Below are 22,301 nucleotides of genomic sequence, written 5' to 3' on the forward strand. Positions count from 1 at the left end.
AACAGCACCCCCTGAGTCGCTTCGCGCCTTCCCCCGTGTGCACGGCGCCCTCTCTCGCTTCGCGGGAGGGGGACGACACCCTCGGTGCGGGGCGGCCCTTCCTCGGTGTCCCTGGCTTTGGGGCTCGCCAGTTTCATACGATGCGGGCGGCGCGCAGCCCCGTGAATAACTGAGATGAAACGTTTCTATTTCATTGGCTTTCTGGTGCTCATGGCCTTCGACACGCTGGCCCAGCTGAGCTTCAAGCAGGCCGGCAATGCGGCGCTGCCGCTGGAGTTCTCGGTGGACTGGCTGGCGCGCGTGTTCGGCCAGCCCTGGATCTATGGCGCCTTCGTGGGTTACATCGGCGCCTTTTTCTCGTGGATGACCTTGCTCAAGCGCGCGCCCATCGGCCCGGCCTTTGCGGCATCGCACCTGGAGATTCTTTCCGTGCTGGCGCTGTCGTACTGGCTGTTCGACGAGCGCATAGGCATGCCCCAGATCATCGGCTGCCTGTTCATCGTGGCCGGCATCGCCTGCCTGGCCGTCAGCGAGACGCAGGAGGCCGAGGGGCCCGGCGCAGACGACGACACGCCGGGCCATGCGGGCGGCAATCCGGGCGCGGGCTCGGCCAGCGCGGGCGCCGCGCATCTGGCGGCCTCGGCCGAGCACGGCACGCGCCATGGCTGAACGCGTGCTGCCGCCCACGGCAGGCCTGCCGCTGCGCGCGGCCGACCTGCTGCCCTGGGGCGATGCCGACCTGGCGAGGGCGCTGGCGCAGTGGCTGGGCGTGCCCGCCGTGCAGCTTGAATGCTCTGGCACCTCGGCGTTGATGGTGGCGCTGCAGACCCTGCGCCGCCTGGCGCCGGGCCGCAGCGAAGTCATCGCACCCGCCTATACCTGCCCGCTGGTGGCCCTGGCCGTGGCGCACTGCGGCCTGCAGCTGCGCCTGTGCGACCTGCGCCCCGACACGCTGGACATGAGCCGCCACCATCTGCGAGCGCTGTGCAGCGAACGCACGCTGGCCGTGCTGCCCACGCATCTGTGCGGCCGCGTGGCCGACGTGGACACGGCCCTGGACTGCGCGCGCGCCGTGGGTGCCTGGGTGGTGGAGGACGCGGCCCAGGCCCTGGGCGCGCGCCTGCGCGGCGAGCCCGTGGGCTGGCAGGGCGATGTGGGCTTCTACAGCCTGGCCGTGGGCAAGGGCCTGACCACCTTCGAGGGCGGCGTGCTGCTGGCGCGCGACCCCGTGCTGCGCGAGGCACTGCGCGAGACACATGCAGCCAGCGTGCGCCAGGACCGGGGCTGGGAGTTGCGCCGCAGCCTGGAGCTGCTGGGCTATGCGGCGCTGTACCGCCCCGCCGGGCTGGACCTGGCCTATGGCCGTCCCCTGCGCGATGCGCTGTCGGGCAGCGACTGGGTGCAGGCCGCCGGCGATGATTTCGACGACGGCATTCCCCGCCATGAACTGGGCACCTGGCGCCGCCGCGTGGGCCGGCGCGCACTGGCGCGGCTGGCGGCCTTCCAGCAGCAACTGCAGCGCCAGGCGCGTGAGCGCGGCGCCTGGCTGTCGGCCATCGATGGCATCGAGGTGGTGGGCGACACCGTGCCGGGTGCGCAAGGCGTCTGGCCCGTGCTGCTGCTGCGCCTGCGCGATGCTGCCACGCGCGATGCGCTGCTGCGCGCGCAATGGGGGCGGGGCTGGGGTTTGTCGCTGCCCTTTGTCCATGTGCTGCCCGACTATGGCCGCTACGACCATGTGCTGGGCCTGGCGCGCCAGGACGTGGTGGACCAGGGGCGTGACTGGGCGCAGCGCCTGGTGGCGGTGGGCAACAGCCTGTGGTTCGACGACGCGCGCTTTGGCGATCTGGTCCAGGTGCTGGAAAGCGCCATGAAGCAGGCCGCCGCCTGACCTCGCAGCCCCGGTCGCCGCAGCTCCGGTGGGGCCTCAGCCGGCCTGCTGCAGACGCTCCACCAGGCGCTCGTTGAACGCATGCTGGCCCAGTTGCCAGGTGGCCAGCGTCTGCGCGCCGATCTGCGTGTCCTGGCCGTCACCCGCGCTCATCCAGCGCTTCCACCAGGTCGTGTAGCGCCAGGAAGACACATCGCCCGTGATGTCGCTGCCCACGATCTGGCCGGACAGCGCGCCAATGATGTCCATGGCTTCGCTCTCCAGCATGCGGCCCTGGTCCCAGTTGGTGCGCACCACCTCGGGCGCGAACACGTCCTTGTCGATGCTCAGGTAGGTGGGCTGGGCCTGCTCGCGCAGCATGCGCGCCAGCGTGCGCGACAGCTCGGCCACGCTGGCAAAGCTGCGAAAGGCCGAGTCCACGCCCAGGCGGCGCGCCCAGCCCGTGTCCACGCCCGCGCTCCAGTAGCTCAGGCGGCCCGCGCGCAGCGGCGTGAGGTAGTTCTCCCAGGCGTGTGCGCGGCCGATGTCGCCGGAAGTGATGCCGGCCACGTGCACATGCGAGACGGCCGGATGCAGGGCCACGCGGCGCACCCAGGAGCCGCAGTGCACGCCCCAGGGAAAGCGCATGTTGTCGGGGTGGTTGTCCAGCACGACCACGCGCAGCGGCCGGCTTGCGGACAGGGCCTGGGCGGTGATGCAGCGCTCGATCAGCGGCCAGCTCAGGTGGTGGAAGTCGCCACTGCCCATGAGGGCCGTGCCATGCGCGGCGGGCAGTTGCGCATCGAGCGCCGCGCGGAACTGCGCAAAGCGGCGCAGGCCGCAGCCAAAGCGCACCTGCTCCTGCCAGTCCTGCAGCGGCAGGCGCAGCTCGCCGGGCAAGGTCCCCACCGAGCCATCCACATCCAGCACCACGGGCTGGGCATTCAGTTCTGTTCGCTCCATTGGCGATCGCTTTCGAAGTGGCCGGCAAAGCGCCGGCCCAGTGCGCGCAGCAGCGGATTGCGGATGAAGACCGCATGCTGCGTGAAGGTGAAGCTGGCGCCCAGCTGGGCCTTGACCTCGGGGTCGGTCCAGCCGGCCACGTAGTGGCTCAGGCCGCGTTCGATGGCGTATTCGAGGTTGACCATCCAGCTCACGAAGTAGAGATTGGCCTCGCGCGCGGCCGGGTAGGACAGGCCGATGTACTTGTCGATCAGCTTGCCGCCGTGCTCGAAGCACAGGTTCCAGCCCAGCAGCGCGCCGGGCGTGCCGTCGTCCTGCAGCGCGCGGTACTCGAACACGGTGCCGCCGTTGCCTGCATCGCGCAGCACGGCCGCGAAGAAATCGCGCGTGAGTTTGTCGAAGTGGATCTCGCTTTGCGCATACACCGCATCGAACAGCGCGTAGTAGGCATCGACGCAGGCGTCATCGGCAAAGGCCGCGCCCGTGGGAATGCGCTGCACCTGCAGCTGCGCGCGGCTCCTGAGCTTGCGGCGCAGGTTCTGGCGGCGGCTCCTGGACAGGCGCGCAAGGTACTCGTCCAGGCTGGAAAAGTCGATGGGCACATGGGCCAGGGCCTGGCCTTCGACCAGGATGAAGCCCGCATCGGCCAGGGCCTGCGCCAGCGCCCGTGCATGGGCGTTGTCGGCGTCCGGCAGCAGCGGGGAATCCTGGGGCAGGTCCTTGACGATGGTCAGCATGCGCCGGCCTGCGCGCGCACGCAGCGCGGCAGCCTGCTGGGCGGCAGGGATGCCCATGGGCAGCACGGCGTACTCGCTGACCGTGGTGCCCACGAAGTCGGTGGACAGGCGCAGCCGGCGCGACAGCCAGCCGCCACCGGGCAACGACAAAAGACGCGCCTTGAGCGCGTCGTCCGCCGTGGTCAGAAGATCGAAGGGCGCCGTGAAGGCCGGCGCCGGCCAGTCCTGCAGCAGTGCGAAGCCCTCGGGAGGATGGGCCGCGAACTGCGCGAGCAGGCCTGGGGGTTCGAGCTGGTTGTGCAGGCGCTCTGCGGGCATCGCGCCTTCAGGCCGCCTTGGCTTTCGTGAGCAACTGGTCCAGCAGGACCATGGCCTCGTCGATCTCGGGGCGCGAGATCATCAGCGAGGGCGCGAAGGTGATCACGTTCTTGTAGTAGCCGCCCACGTCCAGCACCAGGCCGCGCTTGCTGCCCTTGTATTCCAGGCCGCCTTCGAGGCCGATGTCCACCATCTTGTCCAGCAGCGCCTTGTTGGGCGTGAAGCCGTCCTCGGTGCAGATCTCGGCGCGCAGCGCCAGGCCCAGGCCGTCCACATCGCCGATTTCCTTGTGGCGCTTTTGCAGCTCCTTGAGGCCTTCGAGGAAGTAGGCGCCCGATTCGCGCACCTGGCGGCCGAAGTCCATCTCGTGGGTCATCTTCATGACTTCCAGGCCCAGGGCCGTGCCCAGCGGGTTGGAGGCGAAGGTGGAGTGGGTCGATCCCGGCGGGAAGATGGTGGGATTGATCAGTTCCTCGCGCGCCCACAGGCCCGACAGGGCGTTGAGGCCGTTGGTCAGCGCCTTGGCGAAGACCAGCACATCGGGCTTGACGCCGAAGTTCTCCACCGACCACAGCGTGCCGGTGCGCCAGAAACCCATCTGGATTTCATCGACCACCATCAGCACGCCGTGGTCGTCCAGCACCTTCTTGAGGCCCTTGAAGAAATTGGGCGGCGGCACGACGTAGCCGCCCGTGCCCTGGATGGGCTCCACGTAGAAGGCTGCGTACTCGCACTGGTTGGTCTTGGGGTCCCAGATGGCGTGGTATTCGTTCTCGAACTTGCGCGCGAATTCCCGGACGATGGAGTCCGCGTATTCCTCCGACGTCATGCCCTTGGGGCGGCGGAACGGGTAGGGGAAGGGGATGAACTGCGCGCGGTCGCCGAAGTGGCCGTAGCGGCGGCGGTAGCGGTAGCTGGAGGTGATGCTGGAGGCGCCCAGCGTGCGGCCGTGGTAGCCGCCCTCGAAGGCGAACATCAGGCTCTTGCCACCGCTGGCATTGCGCACGACCTTGAGCGAGTCCTCGATGGCCTGGGCGCCGCCCACGTTGAAGTGCACGCGGCCGGCATGGCCCCACTTGCGCTCCGCATCCTGGGCGATGAACTTGGCCAGCTCGATCTTGGTCGGGTGCAGGTACTGGCTGGCGACCTGGGGCAGGGTCTGCAGCTGCTCGATCATCTTCTGCTCGAGGCGCTTGTTCTTGTAGCCGAAGTTCACGGCCGAATACCACATCTGCAGATCGAGGTAGGGCGTGCCGGCCTCGTCGTACATGTAGCTGCCTTCGCAGCCCGAAAAGATCTTGGGGGGATTGACGTAGTGGACGGTATCCCCGAACGAGCAGTACTTGGCTTCGTCGGCCAGGAGTTGGGCGTTATTGGTCACAGCAAAGGGCTCCAGATATTCAGCCGCCGCAGTGTGAGCGGGCAATCTTGCTGCGCTGTCGAGTCTTTGTGTGGGGTTTGTGGAGGAGGTCCGCGCGGGACCGTGATCTGCCCCTGTGACGTAAATGATACAAAACAAATGATAATCATTATCAATTGGTGGGAGAATCGCGGAAAGCCAGCAGGAAGAAATCACACCCGGGGGGAATCAATGGTCTCGCAAGAGCACTCCGCGAAGAGGTCGGCAGCTAGCCAGCAACCCTCGTTCCCCGATTCCTGCCATGGCTCCATCTTCACGCTCCTGCGCCCCTGTCTCCCTTTTCTGGAATCCCTGCGCTGCGCCGGCCTTGCGGCCCAGCCTGCTGGCCGTGGCCGTGCAGGCCGCCGTGATCGGCCTGGCCACGTCCGGCGCCTGGGCCCAGCCCCGGCCTCAGGCCCTGGACGATGAGGCCCGGCTGATGGCGCAGGCACCCACCAAGGCACTGGCCCAGGTCGACGTGGTCGACACGGCCGAGCCCGCGCAGCGAACCCCGGGCGCCTCCACCACCGTCAGCGGCCCGGCGCTGGAGCAGGCCGGCAGCATGGCCGACGTGGTGCGCTACCAGCCGCTGGTCTCAGCGCCCGGCACGGCCTCGGGCACCAGCCGCAACCGCAGCAGCTTCGACCGCTCGGGCACCACGGGCTACAACATCCGCGGCATCGAGGGCAACCGCATCGGCATGGATGTGGACGGCGTCGAGATGCCCGACGCCACCACGCGCCCCTATGTGAGCCGTGTCGGTGCCAACACCTTCGGCGTGGGCCGTGACTTCATCGACCCCGAGATGTTCTCGGCCGTGGACATCCTCTCCGGCACCACCACGGCGCGGCGCGCGGCCGGTGGCATCGGCGGCTCGGTGGGCTTTCGCACCAAGTCCGCCGAGGACTACCTGGTGGGCGGCAAGACCTCCTACCTGGGCGGCAAGATCGGCCACGACACGGCCGACCGCTCCTGGAACGAGAGCTTCACGGCCGCTGGCCGCTCGGGCGACCTCGACGGCCTGATCGCCTACTCGCGCCGCGACGGCCACGAGACGCGCAACCACAGCGCCATCGTCAACAGCTATCCCGATGACTGGAACTCCAACGCGCTGCTGCTCAAGGGCGGCCTGCGCATCAACCCGGCCCACCGCCTGGTGCTGTCGGCCGACCTGTACCGACGCAAGAACGACACCTCCTTCCACGGCTGGGACACCACCAACACCAGCATCACCGAAAGCTCGCGCCAGAACAGCGACACCAGTCGCAACACGCTGCAGCTGCAGCACCTGTGGACACCGGCCGGCGCCTGGGTGGACCAGCTGGACACGCGGCTGTACTTCCAGAACACGGACACCAACGACGTCACCGACACCACCACGCTGGCCACGGGCGCCAAGGTGCACAACGTCTCGGGCAACGAGACGCGCACCTGGGGTTTCTCGAGCACGGGCGATAAGCGCATCGACCGCCACCGCCTGAGCTTTGGCGTCAATGCATCGACACAGGACACGGAGCGGCCGTGGAACGTTTTCGCTACCGGCACGCCCGTTATGAAGCCCCAGCCCGACACCACCACCCGCCGCTACGGCGCCTTCCTGCAGGACGAGATCAGCTTCCAGGCCGGCGGCCGCCGCCTGGCGCTGATTCCCGCGCTGCGCGTGGACCGCGTGGAGATCAAGACGCGCGACCTGGACAACTTCGTCTCGGGCGTGCTCACGGCCGCCGACGTGGAAAAGATTTACGGCGGCACGCGCGGCAACACCATCCTCAGCCCCAGCCTCGCCCTGGTCTATGACCTCACGCCCACGTTCAGCGCCTATGCCCAGTTCAAGCGCAGCGGGCGAGCGCCCTCGGCCGGCGAGATCTTCGGCTCGTGGAACATGGCCAGCAACTACAACGCGGCAGGCCAGTACGCCCTGGTGGGCAACCCCAACCTGAAGGAGGAAAGCAGCAATGCCTTCGACTTCGGCCTCAAGGGTTCGCCCACGCCGGGCGTGACCTTCAACAGCTCGGTCTTCTATACCAGGTACTCCGACTTCATCGCCTACACGCGCTACCTGCGCGCGGGCCGTCCCGACCTGTTCGTCAACGTGCCCGCCCACATCGGCACCATCTACCAGGCCGAGAACCGCGACAGCGCAAAGATCTACGGCTTCGAGGCCAGCGCGCGCCTGGACCACGGCCAGTGGATGCCCGCCGCCAGGGGCCTGTACTCCACCTGGGCGCTGGGCATCAGCCGCGGCACCTCCAAGTCCTACTACGCAGGCGACAAGGATGTGCCGCTGGACAGCGTGCTGCCGCGCAAGGCCATCGTCGGCGTGGGCTATGACGCACCGGCCCGGCAATGGGGCCTGAACCTGACCGGCACCTTCGTCGCGGGCAAGCAGGCCGTGGCCACCAACCGCGACAGCTACCAGAACGCGGCACCGGCCTGACGGACTCGGCCACCGAGCTGTTCCGCGTGCCCGGCCATGCCATCTTCGACCTGGCCGGCTACTGGCAGGTCGCAAAGAACGTGCGCCTGAACGCCGGCATCTACAACCTGGGCGACAAGCGCTACTGGGACTATTCCAGCACCCGCAGCCTGCAGCCCGGCGTGGCGCGCGACCGCCGCGACATCGAGCTGCTGAGCAACCCGGGCCGCACCTTCGCCGTGTCCATGAACGTTGCGTTCTGAGCACCCTGCGCACCATGCCATTGCATCCACGCCACCTTCACTTGCCGCGTGGCGCGGATCCGAGGAGTTTCTCCAGGGGCCGGCCGGCCTTCCCTACAGCGGCGGTGTCGGCCGGAAAGCCTCCACCACCATCGCAGCCGCCGCTGTATCTGCCTACTTCAGGAGTCGTTTCATGATCGAGTTCTCTCTGTCCCACCGCATGCTGGCCGCTGCCGGCCTGGCGGCCCTGCTCACCGCCTGCGCATCGCCCACGGCACCGTCCGCCAGCGGCCCGGCCCAGCCTGCGGGCGGGCATGGCCAGTCTGCCTTCATGGGCAGCTACGACGCCAACCGTGATGGCGTGGTCACGCGCCAGGAGTACGACACCGTGCGCAAGCAGCGCTTCCTGGCCGGCGACACCAATGGCGACGGCTGGCTCAGCGAGAAGGAGTACGTGGACGAGTTCGAGGCCCGCCTCAAGCAGCAGTACGCGGGCCGCCAGCCCGACGAGCGCTATGCCCAGTCCATGAAGCAGGCCCATGTGCGCTTCGGCATCGTGGACAGGAACCGCGACGGCAAATACACCGTGGAAGAAGACATGGCCATCGCCGAACGCAGCTTCAAGGAAGCCGACGTCAATGCCGATGGCGTCGTGGACAAGAACGACGTCAAGAAGCCCTGAGCGGACATGGCCAAAACCCCATCCAAGCGATTGGCCTGGTGGCTGCCGCTGCTGTCGGCCGTGTGCATCTCCGCCCAGGCCCACACGCCCTACCTGCTGCCCACCAGCTTCGAGGCCCAGCCCCGGGCCGTCATCAGCGTGGACGCCAGCTTTGCCGACAAGTTCTTCATCCCCGAAGTGGCTTTTGGCGAAACGCGCTTCGCCGTGACGGCGCCCGACGGCTCGGTCACGCCCATGGCCGATGTGCGCCAGTTCAAGACCCGCACCGTGGCCGAGCACCAACTGCCCGACGAGAAGGGCACCTACCGCGTGAGCACCGGCCCGCGCCTGGGCGCCGTCTTCCGTTCGTGGGAGCGCAACGGCAAGGTGGAGACCGCGCGTGATCCCGCCACGCCCACGCCGGCCGATGCCAGGCTGCTGAGCCACTACCAGTCGCTGTCGGTCTCCGAGACCTACATCACGGTGGGCAAGCCCAGCCGGGCCGCGCTCGCGCCCTCAGGCAAGGGCCTGGAGATCGTGCCCGTCACGCATCCGGCCGACCTGTTCGCGGGCGAGAAGTTCGACTTCACCGTGCAATACGACGGCAAGCCGCTGGCCGCGCAGAAGGTGGAAATCTTCCGCTCGGCCATGGACCTGGCCAGCCAGCACAGCGTGGACGCGCTGACCACCGATGGCGAGGGCCGCATCTCCTACGCCCTGCCCAAGTCCGGCATCTACCTGGCCCTGGTGCGCTACCGCGCCGACGCCCCCGCCGGCGCCGCCGCGCCGCAGTACGGCAACAACTACACGCTGACGTTCAGGGTGCTGGCGCAGTAAGGGGTTCCGGCTTCACGAGAAAGGCCTGCCGCCATGGAGGTGCAGGCCTTTTCTCATGGTGAAGCCCAGCCCCAGGCGATGTGCATGAGGGCTATGCGCCTCAACCCGTGGCCACCACCCGCAGCACCTCGGCGCCATAGGCGTCCAGCTTCTTGGCGCCCATGCCGCTGATGCCCTGCAGGTCGTCCAGCGAGGCCGGGTTGCGCTCGGCAATGGCGGCCAGCGTGGCGTCGTGGAAGATCACATAGGCGGGCAGGTTGTGCTCGCGTGCGACCTCGGCGCGCCAGGCCTTGAGGTTGATGAAGCGCACCTGGGCATCAGGCCCCAGGCTGGCGGCGGCCGCGTTGGGCTGGGTGGCGCGCTTGGAGGTGCGCGTGCGTGGCGCTGCGACGGCCTCGCGCAGCTGCACCTGGACATTGCCGCGCAGCACTTCGCGCGAGCCTTCGGCCAGGCACAGGGTGTCGAAGCTGTGGCCGCTGTTCTCGCTGGTGATCTTGTGCAGGCCCAGGGCGCCGGTGGCCAGCAGCTGGCGCATCACGCCGCGCAGCTGGGGCTCGCTGTAGTCCTTGCCCAGGCCGAAGGTGGAGATCTTGTCGTGGCCGTACTGGCGCACCTTCTCGGTGTCCTTTCCGCGCAGCACGTCCATGATGTGGCCCGCGCCAAAGGTCAGCTGGCTGGCCTCGTGCACGCGGTAGATGGTGGACAGCAGCTTGCGCGCGGCGTCCGTGCCATCCCACAGGGCCGGGGGCTCCATGCAGTTGTCGCAGTTGCCGCAGGCGGTCTTTGCCACGCGCTGCAGCGGCCGGCCTTCAATGTCCGTCTCTGCGTCTTCTCCCGGTGCGCCCAGGCCGTACTGCTCGCCGAAGTAAGCCAGCAGCCGCACGCGGCGGCAGTCCGTGGCCTCGGCCAGGCCCAGCAGGGCATCGAGCTTGCCGCGCATGACCTGCTTGAAGGTGTCCTCGGCCGGGCTTTCGTCGATCATGCGGCGCTGGTTGACCACGTCGGACAGGCCGTAGGCCATCCAGGCATCGGCGGGCAGCCCGTCGCGGCCTGCGCGGCCGGTTTCCTGGTAGTAGCCCTCGATGTTCTTGGGCATGTCCACGTGCGCCACGAAGCGCACATCGGGCTTGTTGATGCCCATGCCGAAGGCGATGGTGGCCACGATGACGATGCCGTCCTCGCGCAGGAAGCGGTCCTGGTGCAGCTGGCGCGTCTCGAAGGGCAGGCCCGCGTGGTAGGGCAGGGCGGGCACGCCGGCCTGGCTCAGCGTCTGGGCCAGCTCCTCCACGCGCTTGCGCGACTGGCAATAGACCACGCCGGCCTCGCCCTCGTGCTCGCGCTCGATGAAGCGCAGCAGCTGGTTGCTGACGTCCTTCTTCTCGGCGATGCGGTAGCGGATGTTGGGGCGGTCGAAGCTGCTGACGAAGTGCCGCGCGCTCTCCAGCTGCAGCCGCTCGACGATGTCGGCGCGCGTCAGCGCATCGGCCGTGGCCGTGAGCGCAATGCGCGGCACGCCCGCATAGCGTTCGTGCAGCACGCTCAGCGCGCGGTATTCGGGCCGGAAGTCATGGCCCCACTGGCTCACGCAGTGCGCCTCGTCGATGGCGAACAGCGACAGCTTGCCCTGGGCATGCAGGTCGTCGAGCAGGCCCAGGAAGCGCGGCGTGTTCAGGCGCTCGGGCGCGGCATACAGCAGGGTGATGTCGCCGCTTTGCAGGCGCCATTCGACTTCCTGCGTCTCGTCATAGGACAGCGTGGAGTTCAGGTAGGCCGCGCTCACACCGGCCTCGTGCAGCGCGCCCACCTGGTCGTGCATGAGCGCGATCAGCGGCGACACCACCACCGCCACGCCGTGGCCCTGCTGCTGGCGCACGATGGCCGGCACCTGGTAGCACAGGCTTTTGCCGCCGCCCGTGGGCATGAGCACCAGCGCATCGCCGCCGGCGACCACGTGCGAGACGATGGCCTCCTGCGGACCGCGGAATTGTTCGTAGCCGAACACGGCTTGCAGGACGGAATGCGCGGCGGACAACGGAGGCTTCTTTCGGCAGGGGCGGCTGGCGCGGGAGGGGGAGGGATGCGGGCGCTTCCCGCAACAAATGCGCTGCGGCCCGAAGGCCGCAACAGCCGCCATTTTGCGCCCCCTCGCAAGGTCCAGGGAAGACCTGGGGTTTGAACCGCTCTGCATCAACGGCCTTTTCCGGGCGCGAGGGTGCCATTTTCAGATTTCTCCTAGCCACCCGCTGCTGCATTCAGCTGCCGCCCAGCACCCCGCGCGCAATGATGCTGCGCTGCACTTCGGACGAGCCCTCGTAGATGCGCAGGATGCGCGCATCGCGCACCAGGCGCTCCAGCGGCATTTCGCGCGTGTAGCCGTAGCCGCCGTGGATCTGCAGGGCCTCGTCGGTGACGAAGCCCACCATTTCGGACGCATGCAGCTTGGCCATGGCCGAGTGCTGGGTGAAGGGCTGGCCTGCCTGGCGCAAGGCCAGGGCCTGCATGGTCAGCGCCCATGAGGACTCCAGCCGCAGCTTCATGTCGGCCAGCTTCCACTGGATGCCCTGTTTCGTGGCCAGTGGCTCGCCGCCGACCAGGCGCTGGTTGGCCCATTGCGCGGCGGCGGCCAGGGCGGCCTCGGCCACGCCCAGGGCGGTGGCCGCCACGTCCAGGCGGCTGTTGTCCAGCACCTTCATGGCCGTCTTGAAGCCCGTGCCCTCGGCGCCCAGCCGGTGGCTGGCAGGCACGCGCACGCCGTCCAGCGAGACCTCGAAGGCATGGCCGCCGCGGATGCCCATGAGCTTCTCGGGCGCCGAGACCTGGATGCCGGGCAGGTCACGCGGCACGATGAAGGCGCTGACGCCGCGTGCACCGGCCTCCATGTCGGTCTTGGCGAAGACCACCATGAAGCGCGCCTCGGCGGCGTTGGAGATGAAGTGCTTGACGCCCGTGATCAGATAGTCGTCCCCATCGCGCACGGCGCGCGTGCGCATGTCGGCCGGGTGGGAGCCGCCGCGCGGCTCGGTCAGCGCAAAGGCCGCCAGCCATTGGCCGCTGGCGCAGCGCGGCAGCCACTGCTGGCGCTGGGCATCGTCGCCGCCGATGAGCACGGCGTCCGTGCCCAGGTAGTGGGCGCCGATCATGGACGAGGTGGCCGCGCAGGCGCGCGAGATGGCCACCAGGGACAGCAGCATGGCCGTGGGCGTGACGCCCGGGCCGCCCAGGGCCTCGGGCAGGTTCATGCCCATCACGCCCAGGGCCGACAGGCCCGGCACATGGCAGGTGGCGGACAGCGCCTCTTCGTCCATGCGCTGCGCCAGCGGGGCGAGTGCGTCGTCGGCAAAGCGGGCCACGGCATCGGCAATGGCGTGGTCGTCGGCGGTGGTGCCCAGTCGTTGGAAGTTCATGGAGGTTCGCTCAATGTGATGGGGAAGAGGGGGCCGCGCCTGCCGTGCCCAGGGCACCGGATGCGCGCAGCGCGGCAATGGCTTCGGCGCCCCGGCCCAGCCACTGCGAGAGCAGGGCGTCGGTGTGCTCGCCCAGGGCCGGTGCGCGCTCGGCGCGGTTGGGTGCGGCGCCGCTGAAATGCACGGGCTGGGTGGGCAGGCGCAGGCCGGGCAGGCGAGGGTCCTGCACCGCGCCAAGCAGGCCGCGCGCCTGGCTCTGGGGCGACTCCAGCGCCTGGGCAATGTTCCAGATGGGGGCGGCGGGCACGCCGGCCGCATCCAGCGCGGCCACCACCTGCGCCACTTCATGGCGGCCGGCCCAGGCCTCGATGGCCTCGCGCAGCACGGGTTCGTGGGCCGAGCGTGATTCGTCGCTGGCAAAGCGCGGGTCGCCGGCCAGGCTGCCCAGCTCCATGGCCTGCAGGGCGGCGGCGAACAGCTTGTTGTTGAGCACGGCCAGCGCGAAGTGGCCGTCGCCTGCGCGGTACACGCCGAAGGGGGCCGACAGCGGATGGCGGTTGCCCACGCGGCGCGCGGGCCGGCCCGTGAACAGGTAGCGCGCCACCGAGGTGGCCAGAAAGCTCAGCGTGGTGTCGAACATGGCCACGTCCACCTGCTGGCCCTGCCCGGTGGCGCGGGCCTGCAGCAGCGCGGCCAGCGTGGCCCAGGAGGCGAACAGGCCGGCCACCACGTCGCTGACGGCCTCGCCCACGACGGTGGGCGCGCCATCGGGCTCGCCCGTGGCCTCCATGAGGCCGCTCATGGCCTGCACGATGATGTCGTAGGCCGGTCGGTGGGCCAGTGGCCCGGTCTGGCCGAAGCCCGAGACGCTGACATAGACCAGGCGCGGATTGAGCGCCCGCAACTGGCTTGCGCCGATGCCCAGGCGCTCGGCCACGCCGGGCCGGAAGTTCTCCACCACCACGTCGGCCTGGGCCGCCATCTCGTGGACCAGGGCCACGGCCTCGGGGTGCTTGAGGTCCAGCACCAGGCTTTGCTTGTTGCGGTTCATCACCGTGAACAGCGCGCTTTCGCCGTTGTTCATGGGGCCGATGGCGCGGTAGTCGTCGCCCTGCGGCGGCTCGATCTTGACGACCTCGGCGCCCAGGTCGGCCAGCAGGGCCGTGGACAGCGGCCCGGCCAGCACGCGCGTGAAGTCGAGGATGCGCACGCCGTCCAGCGGGCGGGCGGTACTGGCAGGGGCGGGGGGCGAGGCGGATTCGGTCATTGATGCAGCCATGGACAGGTGGTGGATGGCTGCATGCTGGCCCGCAATTGAATCAATGGAAAATATTCAATCCTGATGCAATGCATTCAAAAAGATGATCCATATTAGCCTCCGGCAGCTTGAGTACTTCGTGGCCGCTGCACGCCATGGCAGTGCGGCGCGCGCGGCAGAAGCCATCGGCGTGTCCCAGCCGTCCATCTCCAAGGCGATTGCCGACCTGGAGGCGCAGTGGGGCGAGGCGCTGTTCGTGCGCCGCCATGCCAGGGGGCTGGATCTCACGGCGGCCGGCGCGGTGCGCAGCCGCGATGCCCAGGCGCTGCTGGACGGCGCACGCAGCCTGCAGGGGCCGCGCACGGCGGCGGTGGCGGGCGTGCTGCGCCTGGGTTTTCTGAGCACGCTGGGCGCGCGCTGGGTGCCGGCGCTGCTGGCGCAGATGCAGCGCCGCCATCCCGGCATTGCACTGGAGCTGGTGGAGGGCGATATCGCCTCGCTCACGCAGCAGGTGGAGCGCGGCGAGCTCGATGCGGCCCTGCAGTACAACACGGGCCTGGCGCGTCCCCGCATGGAGCTGCTGCCCGTGGCGGCGCTGCCGCCCTATGTGCTGCTGCCGCATCGCCATGCGCTGGCGGCCAGGACCAGCGTGAGCCTGGCCGAAGTGGCGGCCCACCCGCTGGTGCTGATCAACCTGCCGCACAGCCGCGAGTATTTCCTGTCGCTGTTCCGCGAGGCCGGCGTGACGCCGCTGGTGGCCCATGAGTTCGCCTCCATCGAGATGCTGCGTTCCATGGTGGCCAATGGCCACGGCCTGAGCGTGCTGACCACGCGACCGGTGGTGGACCGCGCCCACGATGGCCAGCGCCTGGCCTGCCGCCGCATCCGGGGCCGCGTGGCCCCCCAGCCCGTGGTGCTGGCTGTGCCGGCGGGCAATGCCTCGCCGCTGATTGCACCTTTTTTGAAGGTGGCGCGGGCTGTGATTGCACCGTAGCGGCGCGCCGTGCGGTGGCCTGCACCACGGTGGTGAATCGCGACCAGGGACTTTCCCCAGCTTGTATGGACAGGATGGGTTGGCACGGTGCTTGCTCTCGCTCTCTGTGTTGACCGCAGATGGATGCAGGTTTCCGCCCTTGCCAGGTTTGCCGGGTAATCCTGTATATACATGTTTGGTCGGCAAAAACACACTTCGGGCTTCCGCACCGGTCTGCCCGCGGACCCCGAAACTGCCATTGCCAACTTGCTTTCCCGACCGAGGAGTGCCACATGAGTTCGATCCCCACGTTCCGCCGCCTGCCCCTGGGGCCGCTGGCCGCCGCCCTCTGCCTTGCCGCCGCACTGCAGCCCGCTGCCGCGCAGGAGACCAAGATCACCCTGGGCATGTCGGGCTGGACAGGCTTCGCGCCGCTGACCCTGGCCGACAAGGCCGGCATCTTCAAGAAGAACGGCCTGGCGGTGGACCTGAAGATGATTCCGCAGAAGGACCGCCACCTGGCCCTGGCCTCGGGCGCCATCCAGTGCGCGGCCACCACCATCGAGACGCATGTGGCCTGGAACACCAACGGCGTGCCCATCGTGCAGATCTTCCAGATGGACAAGTCCTATGGCGCCGACGGCATTGCCGTGCGCAATGACGTCAAGGGCTTTGCCGACCTCAAGGGCAAGACCGTGGCCGTGAGCGCGCCGGGCACGGCGCCGTACTTCGGCCTGGCCTGGATGCTGCACAAGAACGGCATGACCATGAAGGATGTGAAGACCGTCTCGCTGGAGCCCCAGCCCGCGGCCCAGGCCTTCGTGGCCGGCCAGAACGATGCGGCCATGAGCTACGAGCCCTACCTGTCCACCATCCGCGCCAACCCGGCGGCGGGCAAGATCCTGGCCACCACCATCGACTACCCCATGGTCATGGACACCGTGGGCTGCGATCCCAAGTGGCTCAAGGCCAACGCGGCCGCCGCCAAGGCCCTGGCCCAGTCGTATTTCGATGCGGTGGCCATGATCGAGGCCGACAAGACCAAGTCCTTCGAGATCATGGGCACGGCCGTCAAGCAAAGCGGCGAGCAGTTCGGCAAGTCGGCCTCCTACCTCAAGTGGTCCGACAAGGACGCCAACCAGAAATTCTTCGCCAACGAGCTGGTGCCGTTCATGAAGGAATCGGCCGTGATCCTCAAGGAGGCCGGCATCATCCGCTCCATCCCCGAGAACTATGGCGTGATGTACGACGCCAGCTTCATCCAGTAAGCCCGCCAGGGGATGACCATGCAAGCCGCATCCACTTCCGCAGTCCAGCCGGCTAACAAGCCCATGACCCACGCCACACCGCACGCTCCCGCACACGCCGCGGCGCCAGCCCCCGTCCGCCGCCGCCGCATGGCGCCGCTGGAGCCCGTCAGCCCCACGGCCAAGTGGGTGCTGGGTGTGGCCTTCTTCGTGCTGTTCTTTCTCGTCTGGGCGGCTGTGACGCTGGGCGGCTTCGTCTCCCCGACCTTCCTGGCCAGCCCCATGACCATGGCGCGCGAGGGCGTGCTGCTGTTCACCGAGTACGGCTTCCTGCACGACATCGGCATGACGGTCTGGCGCGTGATGGGCGGCTTCATCCTGGCCTCGGTCGTGGCCGTGCCCCTGGGCATCGCCATGGGCGCCTGGAAGCCGGTCGAGGCCTTCTTCGAGCCCTTTGTCTCGTTCTGCCGCTACCTGCCGGCCTCGGCCTTCATCCCGCTGCTGATCCTGTGGGCCGGCGTGGGCGAGACGCAGAAGCTGCTGGTCATCTTCATCGGCTCGGTGTTCCAGATCACGCTGATGGTGGCCGTGACCGTGGGCGGCGCACGCAAGGACCTGGTGGAGGCCGCCTACACGCTGGGCGCCTCCAACACCGGCGTGGTGCGCCGCGTGCTGATCCCGGGCGCCGCGCCCGGCATTGCCGAGACGCTGCGCCTGGTGCTGGGCTGGGCCTGGACCTATGTGATCGTGGCCGAGCTGATCGGCTCGTCCTCGGGCATCGGCCACATGATCACCGACAGCCAGGCGCTGCTGAACACGGGCCAGATCATCTTCGGCATCATCGTGATCGGCCTCATCGGCCTGGTGTCCGATTTCATCTTCAAGACCGTCAACCGTCGCATGTTCGAGTGGAGCACCCTGTGATGAATCTGCTGTCCATTCAAGGTGTTTCGCGCACCTTCACCAGCCACAAGGGCACGAGCACGCAGGCCTTGTTGCCTGTGGATTTCGAGGTCCGCGAGAACGACTTCGTCACCATCCTCGGCCCTTCGGGCTGCGGCAAGTCCACCATGCTGCGCATTGCGGCGGGGCTGGATTTCCCGACCACGGGCCAGGTGCTGCTGGACGGCCGCGCCGTGGACGGGCCGGGCGCCGACCGCGGCATGGTGTTCCAGAGCTACACGCTGTTCCCGTGGCTGACGGTGGCCCAGAACATCCGCTTCGGCCTGCGCGAGAAGGGCGTGAGCGAGGCGCTGCAAAAGGAGCGCAGCGACTACTTCATCGCCAAGGTGGGGCTGCGCGGCTTCGAGAACCACTTTCCCAAGCAGCTGTCGGGCGGCATGCAGCAGCGCACGGCCATTGCGCGCGCGCTGGCCAACGATCCCAAGATCCTGCTCATGGACGAGCCCTTCGGCGCACTCGACAACCAGACCCGCGTGCTCATGCAGGAGCTGCTGCTGGGCATCTGGGAGGCCGAGCGCAAGACCGTGATGTTCGTCACCCACGACATCGACGAGGCCATCTTCATGGCCAACCGCGTGGCCGTGTTCAGCGCGCGGCCGGGCCGCATCAAGGCCGACATCCCCGTGAACCTGCCGCATCCGCGCCACTACACGGTCAAGACATCGCCCGAGTTCATGGAGCTGAAAGCCCGGCTGACCGAAGAGATTCGCGCAGAGTCGCTGGCCGCTGCTGCACACTGACGCTTTTCATGACCACTGCCCACACCATGTCTTCCCGCTCCACGGCTTCTCGTCTTTCCGCAACGACGGCGGAGGTGCCCATGGCCCTGTACCAGCAGGTCAAGGACCATGTGATGCGCAAGATCGCCGATGGCTCGCTGTCGGCCGGCGAGCGCGTGCCGTCCGAGCAGGAGCTGGTGCAGGAGTTCGGCGTGGCCCGCATGACGGCCAACCGCGCGCTGCGCGAGCTGGCCGAGCAGGGCGTGATCGTGCGGGTGGCGGGCGTGGGCTCGTTCGTGGCCGAGGAAAAGCCGCAGTCCACGCTGCTGCGCATCGCCAACATCGCTGAAGAGATCCGCCAGCGCGGCCATGACCACCGCTTCGAGCTGATCAGCGTGCGCCGCGAGTCGGCCTCGCCCGAGGCGGCGGCTTCGCTGCAGCTGTCCGCCGGCAGCTCGGTGTTCCACCTGCAGGGCGTGCATTTCGAGAACGACGTGCCCGTGCAGCTGGAAGACCGCCATGTGAACCCGCGCATGGCGCCGGACTTCATGGAGCAGGACTTCTCGCTGATCCAGCCTTCGGTGTACCTGGTGCGCAACGTGCCCTTCGACCAGATCGAGCATGTGGTGGACGCCATGCTGCCCACGCCCGAGCAGGCACGCTGGCTGCAGATGGAGACCGACCAGCCCTGCCTGACGCTGACGCGCCGCACCTGGTACCTGGGCACGCCCGTGACCTGGGTGCACTGCGTGCATCCGGGCATGCGCTACCGGCTGGGCAGCCGCTTTCGCACCGACGGCGGATCGCACGACGGCTGAGGCCGGAAAGGCGGGGTTCCCGCTCTTGCGCTGTTCCGCTTCGATTGATATTGTATAGACAGGCATAGACATCCATCCTGGCACATCCTTCCAGACACCGACAGGGCATCACCATGAACACCATCACGACTCCCGGCCTCACCTCCCGTCCCGGCACCGCGCTGACGCTGCAGCCCGGCCAGGTCAGCCTGGCCCAACTGCGGGCCATACAGCAGGGCGGCGTGCGCCTGTCCATGGCGGCGCCCGCCTACGAGCGCATGCGCGCCGCCCAGGCCCATGTGCAGCACATCGTGGATGAGGACCAGGTCGTCTATGGCATCAACACCGGCTTCGGCAAGCTGGCCTCCACCAAGATCGCCCATGACCGCCTGGCCGAACTGCAGCGCAACCTGGTGCTGTCGCACAGCGTGGGCACGGGCGAGCCGCTGCCCGACGCCGTGGTGCGCCTGGTGCTGGCCACCAAGGCCGTGAGCCTGGCGCGCGGCCACTCGGGCGTGCGCCCCGAGCTGGTGGACGCGCTGCTGGCCCTGGCCAACGCCGACGTGCTGCCCGTGATCCCCGCCAAGGGCTCGGTGGGCGCCTCCGGCGACCTGGCGCCGCTGTCGCACCTGGCCTGCGTGCTGATCGGCGAAGGCCAGGCCAAGATCGACGGACAGGTGGTGTCCGGCGCCGAGGCCATGCGCCACGTGGGCCTGGAGCCCTTCGTGCTCGGCCCCAAGGAAGGGCTGGCCCTGCTCAACGGCACCCAGGTGTCCACGGCCCTGGCCCTGGTGGGCCTGTTCCAGGGCGAGAGCGTGTTCGCGGCCGGCCTGGTGGCGGGCTGCCTGACGCTGGAGGCCATCAAGGGCTCGGTCAAGCCGTTTGACGCCCGCATCCACGAGGCGCGCGGCCAGCTTGGCCAGATCGCCGTGGCCGCCTCCGTGCGCGAGCTGCTGGACGGCAGCGCTATCGACACCTCCCACCCCCACTGCGGCCGCGTGCAGGACCCGTACTCCATCCGCTGCGTGCCCCAGGTCATGGGCGCCTGCCTGGACAACCTCAGCCATGCGGCCCGCGTGCTGGTGATCGAGGCCAACGCCGCCTCGGACAACCCGCTGGTCTTCGACAACGGCGACGTGATCTCGGGCGGCAACTTCCACGCCGAGCCCGTGGCCTTCGCGGCCGACATCATCGCCCTGGCCCTGGCCGAGATCGGCGCCATCTCCGAGCGCCGCATGGCCCTGCTGCTGGACACCGGCCTGTCGGGCCTGCCGGCCTTCCTGATCGCCGACAGCGGCGTGAACTCGGGCTTCATGATCGCCCAGGTCACGGCCGCCGCCCTGGCTGCCGAGAACCAGTGCCTGGCCCACCCCAGCAGCGTCACCAGCCTGCCCACCTCGGCCAACCAGGAAGACCATGTCTCCATGGCCACCTACGGCGCGCGCCGCCTGGGCGAGATGGCGCGCAACACCGCCGTCATCGTGGGCGTGGAGGCCATGGCCGCCGCCCAGGGCATGGACTTCGACCGCAGCCTGAGCAGCTCCGAGCTGATCGAGGCGCAGTACGCGCTGATCCGCAGCCAGGTTCCCCATCTCGACCGTGACCGCTACCTGGCACCCGACATCGAAACCATGCGCCAGTGGGCGCTTGCCACGGACTGGCCCCAGGCCATCGTCCGCCACCTGCCCAGCCACCAGGCTGCCTGAACCCCGCAACCGCTCACCCCCCGCATCCAGGAGATCGCCATGAACGCCAACGACGCCATCCTCAACGCCAACGCGGCCACGGCTGCCACCAATCCCCGCTATGACGCCAGCCGCGTCATCCGCGCCCCGCGCGGCAGCGAACTGCACTGCAAGAACTGGCTGGCCGAGGCCGCCTACCGCATGCTGCAGAACAACCTGGACCCCGACGTGGCCGAGAACCCCAAGGCCCTGGTGGTCTACGGCGGCATCGGCCGCGCGGCGCGCAACTGGGAGTGCTATGACCAGATCCTGGAGTCGCTGAAAAAGCTGGAGGCCGACGAGTCCCTGCTGATCCAGTCGGGCAAGCCCGTGGGCGTGTTCAAGACGCACGAGAACGCACCGCGCGTGCTGCTGGCCAACTCCAACCTCGTGCCCCAGTGGGCCAACTGGGAGCACTTCAACGAGCTGGACCAGAAGGGCCTGTTCATGTACGGCCAGATGACGGCCGGCAGCTGGATCTACATCGGCGCCCAGGGCATCGTGCAGGGCACGTTCGAGACCTTCGTCGAGGCCGGCCGCCAGCACTACAACAACGACCTCACGGGCAAGTGGATCCTCACGGCGGGCCTGGGCGGCATGGGCGGTGCCCAGCCGCTGGCCGGCGTGCTGGCCGGCGCCTGCGTGCTGGCCATCGAATGCCAGCAAAGCAGCATCGACTTCCGCCTGCGCACGCGCTACCTGGACAAGCAGGCGCGCGACATCGACCACGCGCTGGAGCTCATCGCCCAGCACACGGCTGCGGGCGAGGCCATCTCCATCGGCCTGCTGGGCAATGCCGCCGAAATCCTGCCCGAGCTGGTGCGCCGCGCAAAGGCCGGCGGCGCCCGCCCCGACATCGTGACCGACCAGACCTCGGCCCATGACCTGATCAACGGCTACCTGCCCGTGGGCTGGACCGTGGACGAGTGGCGTGCCGCCGCGGCCGACCCGTCGCGCCATGCCCAGCTCAAGGCCGCCGCCGCCCAGGGCTGCGCCCAGCACGTGCAGGCCATGCTGGACTTCCAGGCCATGGGCATTCCCACGGTGGACTACGGCAACAACATCCGCCAGGTGGCCCTGGACCAGGGCGTGAAGAACGCCTTCGACTTCCCCGGCTTCGTGCCCGCCTACATCCGGCCGCTGTTCTGCGAGGGCAAGGGCCCGTTCCGCTGGGTGGCCCTGTCCGGCGACCCCGAGGACATCTACAAGACCGACGCCAAGATCAAGGAACTGTTCCCCGACAACAAGCACACCCACCGCTGGCTGGACATGGCGCGCGAGCGCATCAGCTTCCAGGGCCTGCCCGCGCGCATCTGCTGGCTGGGACTGGGCGAGCGACACAAGGCGGCCCTGGCCTTCAACGAGATGGTGAAGAACGGCGAACTCAAGGCCCCCATCGTGATCGGCCGCGACCACCTGGACTGCGGCTCGGTGGCCAGCCCCAACCGCGAGACCGAATCCATGAAGGACGGCACGGACGCCGTCAGCGACTGGCCGCTGCTCAACGCCCTGCTCAACACCGCAGGCGGCGCCACCTGGGTCAGCCTGCACCACGGCGGCGGCGTGGGCATGGGCTACTCCCAGCATGCGGGCGTGGTCATCGTGGCCGATGGCACGGACGAGGCCGCCGCCCGCCTGGGCCGCGTGCTCTGGAACGATCCGGCCACCGGCGTGATGCGCCATGCGGATGCGGGCTACGACATTGCCGTGGCGGCCGCCAAGCGCCATCAGCTGAACCTGCCCATGGTCAAGTGAGCCGCTTGCAGGACACCA

At 68.6% G+C, this 22,301-nt stretch carries 19 protein-coding genes; 13 read left to right on the top strand and 6 right to left on the bottom strand.

Features of this window, described 5'->3' with window-relative positions:
- The first annotated feature begins 174 nt into the window (after positions 1-174).
- Positions 175-669 (top strand): DMT family transporter, encoded by a 495-nt coding sequence (locus tag G4D77_RS16960; RefSeq protein ID WP_016447366.1) that lies wholly within the window; start codon positions 175-177, stop codon positions 667-669.
- A complete protein-coding gene (locus G4D77_RS16965; protein ID WP_154833025.1) occupies positions 662-1,891 on the top strand; it encodes a DegT/DnrJ/EryC1/StrS family aminotransferase in 1,230 nt (409 codons plus the stop codon). The genes G4D77_RS16960 and G4D77_RS16965 overlap by 8 nt, the downstream gene beginning before the upstream one ends.
- Positions 1,892-1,927: 36 nt before the next feature.
- On the opposite strand, the gene G4D77_RS16970 is transcribed toward G4D77_RS16965, so the two are convergent.
- The 3 genes from G4D77_RS16970 to G4D77_RS16980 are packed head-to-tail and all read right to left on the bottom strand — an operon-like array spanning position 1,928 to position 5,269.
- A complete protein-coding gene (locus tag G4D77_RS16970; RefSeq protein WP_154833027.1) occupies positions 1,928-2,833 on the bottom strand; it encodes a hypothetical protein in 906 nt (301 codons plus the stop codon).
- Entirely contained in the window at positions 2,815-3,888 is a 1,074-nt protein-coding gene (locus G4D77_RS16975; RefSeq protein ID WP_154833029.1) for a GNAT family N-acetyltransferase, read from the bottom strand. The genes G4D77_RS16970 and G4D77_RS16975 overlap by 19 nt, the downstream gene beginning before the upstream one ends.
- A gap of 7 nt (positions 3,889-3,895) precedes the next feature.
- Positions 3,896-5,269 (bottom strand): aspartate aminotransferase family protein, encoded by a 1,374-nt coding sequence (locus G4D77_RS16980; RefSeq protein WP_016452231.1) that lies wholly within the window; start codon positions 5,267-5,269, stop codon positions 3,896-3,898.
- 280 nt (positions 5,270-5,549) lie between these two features.
- Here G4D77_RS16980 and G4D77_RS16985 point away from each other — a divergent pair, with 280 nt between their 5' ends.
- The 4 genes from G4D77_RS16985 to G4D77_RS16995 all read left to right on the top strand — a co-directional run bounded on the left by G4D77_RS16985 (position 5,550) and on the right by G4D77_RS16995 (position 9,443).
- Complete coding sequence (locus tag G4D77_RS16985) at positions 5,550-7,724, top strand: TonB-dependent receptor domain-containing protein (protein WP_265334599.1); 2,175 nt, start codon at positions 5,550-5,552, stop codon at positions 7,722-7,724.
- 26 nt (positions 7,725-7,750) lie between these two features.
- The gene (locus G4D77_RS31000) at positions 7,751-7,966 is read left to right on the top strand and encodes a TonB-dependent receptor (RefSeq protein WP_265334600.1); all 216 of its coding nucleotides are present in this window, start codon (positions 7,751-7,753) and stop codon (positions 7,964-7,966) included.
- A 172-nt stretch (positions 7,967-8,138) separates the two neighbouring features.
- Positions 8,139-8,627 (top strand): EF-hand domain-containing protein, encoded by a 489-nt coding sequence (locus G4D77_RS16990; RefSeq protein ID WP_012202078.1) that lies wholly within the window; start codon positions 8,139-8,141, stop codon positions 8,625-8,627.
- A gap of 6 nt (positions 8,628-8,633) precedes the next feature.
- Positions 8,634-9,443: a DUF4198 domain-containing protein gene (locus G4D77_RS16995; protein WP_154833031.1), complete on the top strand. Its 810-nt coding sequence runs from the start codon at positions 8,634-8,636 to the stop codon at positions 9,441-9,443.
- A 100-nt stretch (positions 9,444-9,543) separates the two neighbouring features.
- On the opposite strand, the gene G4D77_RS17000 is transcribed toward G4D77_RS16995, so the two are convergent.
- The 3 genes from G4D77_RS17000 to G4D77_RS17010 form a co-directional block, all read right to left on the bottom strand.
- Positions 9,544-11,475: a RecQ family ATP-dependent DNA helicase gene (locus G4D77_RS17000; RefSeq protein WP_193726186.1), complete on the bottom strand. Its 1,932-nt coding sequence runs from the start codon at positions 11,473-11,475 to the stop codon at positions 9,544-9,546.
- A gap of 220 nt (positions 11,476-11,695) precedes the next feature.
- Positions 11,696-12,847, bottom strand: coding sequence for an acyl-CoA dehydrogenase family protein (locus G4D77_RS17005; RefSeq protein ID WP_017405657.1), 1,152 nt, complete (start codon positions 12,845-12,847; stop codon positions 11,696-11,698).
- Between the two features lie 10 nt (positions 12,848-12,857).
- Entirely contained in the window at positions 12,858-14,114 is a 1,257-nt protein-coding gene (locus tag G4D77_RS17010; RefSeq protein ID WP_154833035.1) for a CaiB/BaiF CoA transferase family protein, read from the bottom strand.
- 94 nt (positions 14,115-14,208) lie between these two features.
- On the opposite strand from G4D77_RS17010, the gene G4D77_RS17015 reads away from it, so the two are divergent.
- The 7 genes from G4D77_RS17015 to hutU all read left to right on the top strand — a co-directional run bounded on the left by G4D77_RS17015 (position 14,209) and on the right by hutU (position 22,283).
- The gene (locus tag G4D77_RS17015) at positions 14,209-15,099 is read left to right on the top strand and encodes a LysR substrate-binding domain-containing protein (protein WP_046240486.1); all 891 of its coding nucleotides are present in this window, start codon (positions 14,209-14,211) and stop codon (positions 15,097-15,099) included.
- A gap of 272 nt (positions 15,100-15,371) precedes the next feature.
- Positions 15,372-16,346, top strand: coding sequence for an ABC transporter substrate-binding protein (locus G4D77_RS17020; protein WP_154833037.1), 975 nt, complete (start codon positions 15,372-15,374; stop codon positions 16,344-16,346).
- 63 nt (positions 16,347-16,409) lie between these two features.
- Positions 16,410-17,249: an ABC transporter permease gene (locus G4D77_RS17025; RefSeq protein ID WP_154833038.1), complete on the top strand. Its 840-nt coding sequence runs from the start codon at positions 16,410-16,412 to the stop codon at positions 17,247-17,249.
- The gene (locus G4D77_RS17030; protein ID WP_012202086.1) at positions 17,249-18,028 is read left to right on the top strand and encodes an ABC transporter ATP-binding protein; all 780 of its coding nucleotides are present in this window, start codon (positions 17,249-17,251) and stop codon (positions 18,026-18,028) included. The genes G4D77_RS17025 and G4D77_RS17030 overlap by 1 nt, the downstream gene beginning before the upstream one ends.
- Before the next feature lie 26 nt (positions 18,029-18,054).
- On the top strand, positions 18,055-18,825 hold the full coding sequence (gene hutC / locus G4D77_RS17035; protein WP_026062963.1) for a histidine utilization transcriptional repressor HutC: 771 nt from the start codon (positions 18,055-18,057) through the stop codon (positions 18,823-18,825).
- 113 nt (positions 18,826-18,938) lie between these two features.
- A complete protein-coding gene (gene hutH, locus G4D77_RS17040; protein ID WP_213757694.1) occupies positions 18,939-20,510 on the top strand; it encodes a histidine ammonia-lyase in 1,572 nt (523 codons plus the stop codon).
- A 39-nt stretch (positions 20,511-20,549) separates the two neighbouring features.
- Positions 20,550-22,283, top strand: coding sequence for a urocanate hydratase (gene hutU, locus G4D77_RS17045; RefSeq protein WP_016447381.1), 1,734 nt, complete (start codon positions 20,550-20,552; stop codon positions 22,281-22,283).
- Positions 22,284-22,301: the final 18 nt, after the last annotated feature.

Source organism: Delftia sp. WY8, assembly GCF_018437695.1.
In the GTDB taxonomy this organism is placed as follows: domain Bacteria; phylum Pseudomonadota; class Gammaproteobacteria; order Burkholderiales; family Burkholderiaceae_C; genus Comamonas; species Comamonas tsuruhatensis.

What these genes read in the sequence shown, in the direction of transcription:
- G4D77_RS17010 (WP_154833035.1), bottom strand. Translation starts at nt 14,114, where the DNA reads ATGACCGAATCCGCCTCGCCCCCCGCCCCTGCCAGTACCGCCCGCCCG.
- G4D77_RS17025 (WP_154833038.1), top strand. Translation starts at nt 16,410, where the DNA reads ATGACCCACGCCACACCGCACGCTCCCGCACACGCCGCGGCGCCAGCC.
- G4D77_RS17005 (WP_017405657.1), bottom strand. Translation starts at nt 12,847, where the DNA reads ATGAACTTCCAACGACTGGGCACCACCGCCGACGACCACGCCATTGCC.
- G4D77_RS16970 (WP_154833027.1), bottom strand. Translation starts at nt 2,833, where the DNA reads ATGGAGCGAACAGAACTGAATGCCCAGCCCGTGGTGCTGGATGTGGAT.
- hutC (WP_026062963.1), top strand. Translation starts at nt 18,055, where the DNA reads ATGTCTTCCCGCTCCACGGCTTCTCGTCTTTCCGCAACGACGGCGGAG.
- hutU (WP_016447381.1), top strand. Translation starts at nt 20,550, where the DNA reads ATGAACGCCAACGACGCCATCCTCAACGCCAACGCGGCCACGGCTGCC.
- G4D77_RS16995 (WP_154833031.1), top strand. Translation starts at nt 8,634, where the DNA reads ATGGCCAAAACCCCATCCAAGCGATTGGCCTGGTGGCTGCCGCTGCTG.
- G4D77_RS17030 (WP_012202086.1), top strand. Translation starts at nt 17,249, where the DNA reads ATGAATCTGCTGTCCATTCAAGGTGTTTCGCGCACCTTCACCAGCCAC.
- G4D77_RS16965 (WP_154833025.1), top strand. Translation starts at nt 662, where the DNA reads ATGGCTGAACGCGTGCTGCCGCCCACGGCAGGCCTGCCGCTGCGCGCG.
- G4D77_RS16975 (WP_154833029.1), bottom strand. Translation starts at nt 3,888, where the DNA reads ATGCCCGCAGAGCGCCTGCACAACCAGCTCGAACCCCCAGGCCTGCTC.
- hutH (WP_213757694.1), top strand. Translation starts at nt 18,939, where the DNA reads ATGAACACCATCACGACTCCCGGCCTCACCTCCCGTCCCGGCACCGCG.
- G4D77_RS16960 (WP_016447366.1), top strand. Translation starts at nt 175, where the DNA reads ATGAAACGTTTCTATTTCATTGGCTTTCTGGTGCTCATGGCCTTCGAC.
- G4D77_RS16985 (WP_265334599.1), top strand. Translation starts at nt 5,550, where the DNA reads ATGGCTCCATCTTCACGCTCCTGCGCCCCTGTCTCCCTTTTCTGGAAT.
- G4D77_RS17015 (WP_046240486.1), top strand. Translation starts at nt 14,209, where the DNA reads ATGATCCATATTAGCCTCCGGCAGCTTGAGTACTTCGTGGCCGCTGCA.
- G4D77_RS17020 (WP_154833037.1), top strand. Translation starts at nt 15,372, where the DNA reads ATGAGTTCGATCCCCACGTTCCGCCGCCTGCCCCTGGGGCCGCTGGCC.
- G4D77_RS16990 (WP_012202078.1), top strand. Translation starts at nt 8,139, where the DNA reads ATGATCGAGTTCTCTCTGTCCCACCGCATGCTGGCCGCTGCCGGCCTG.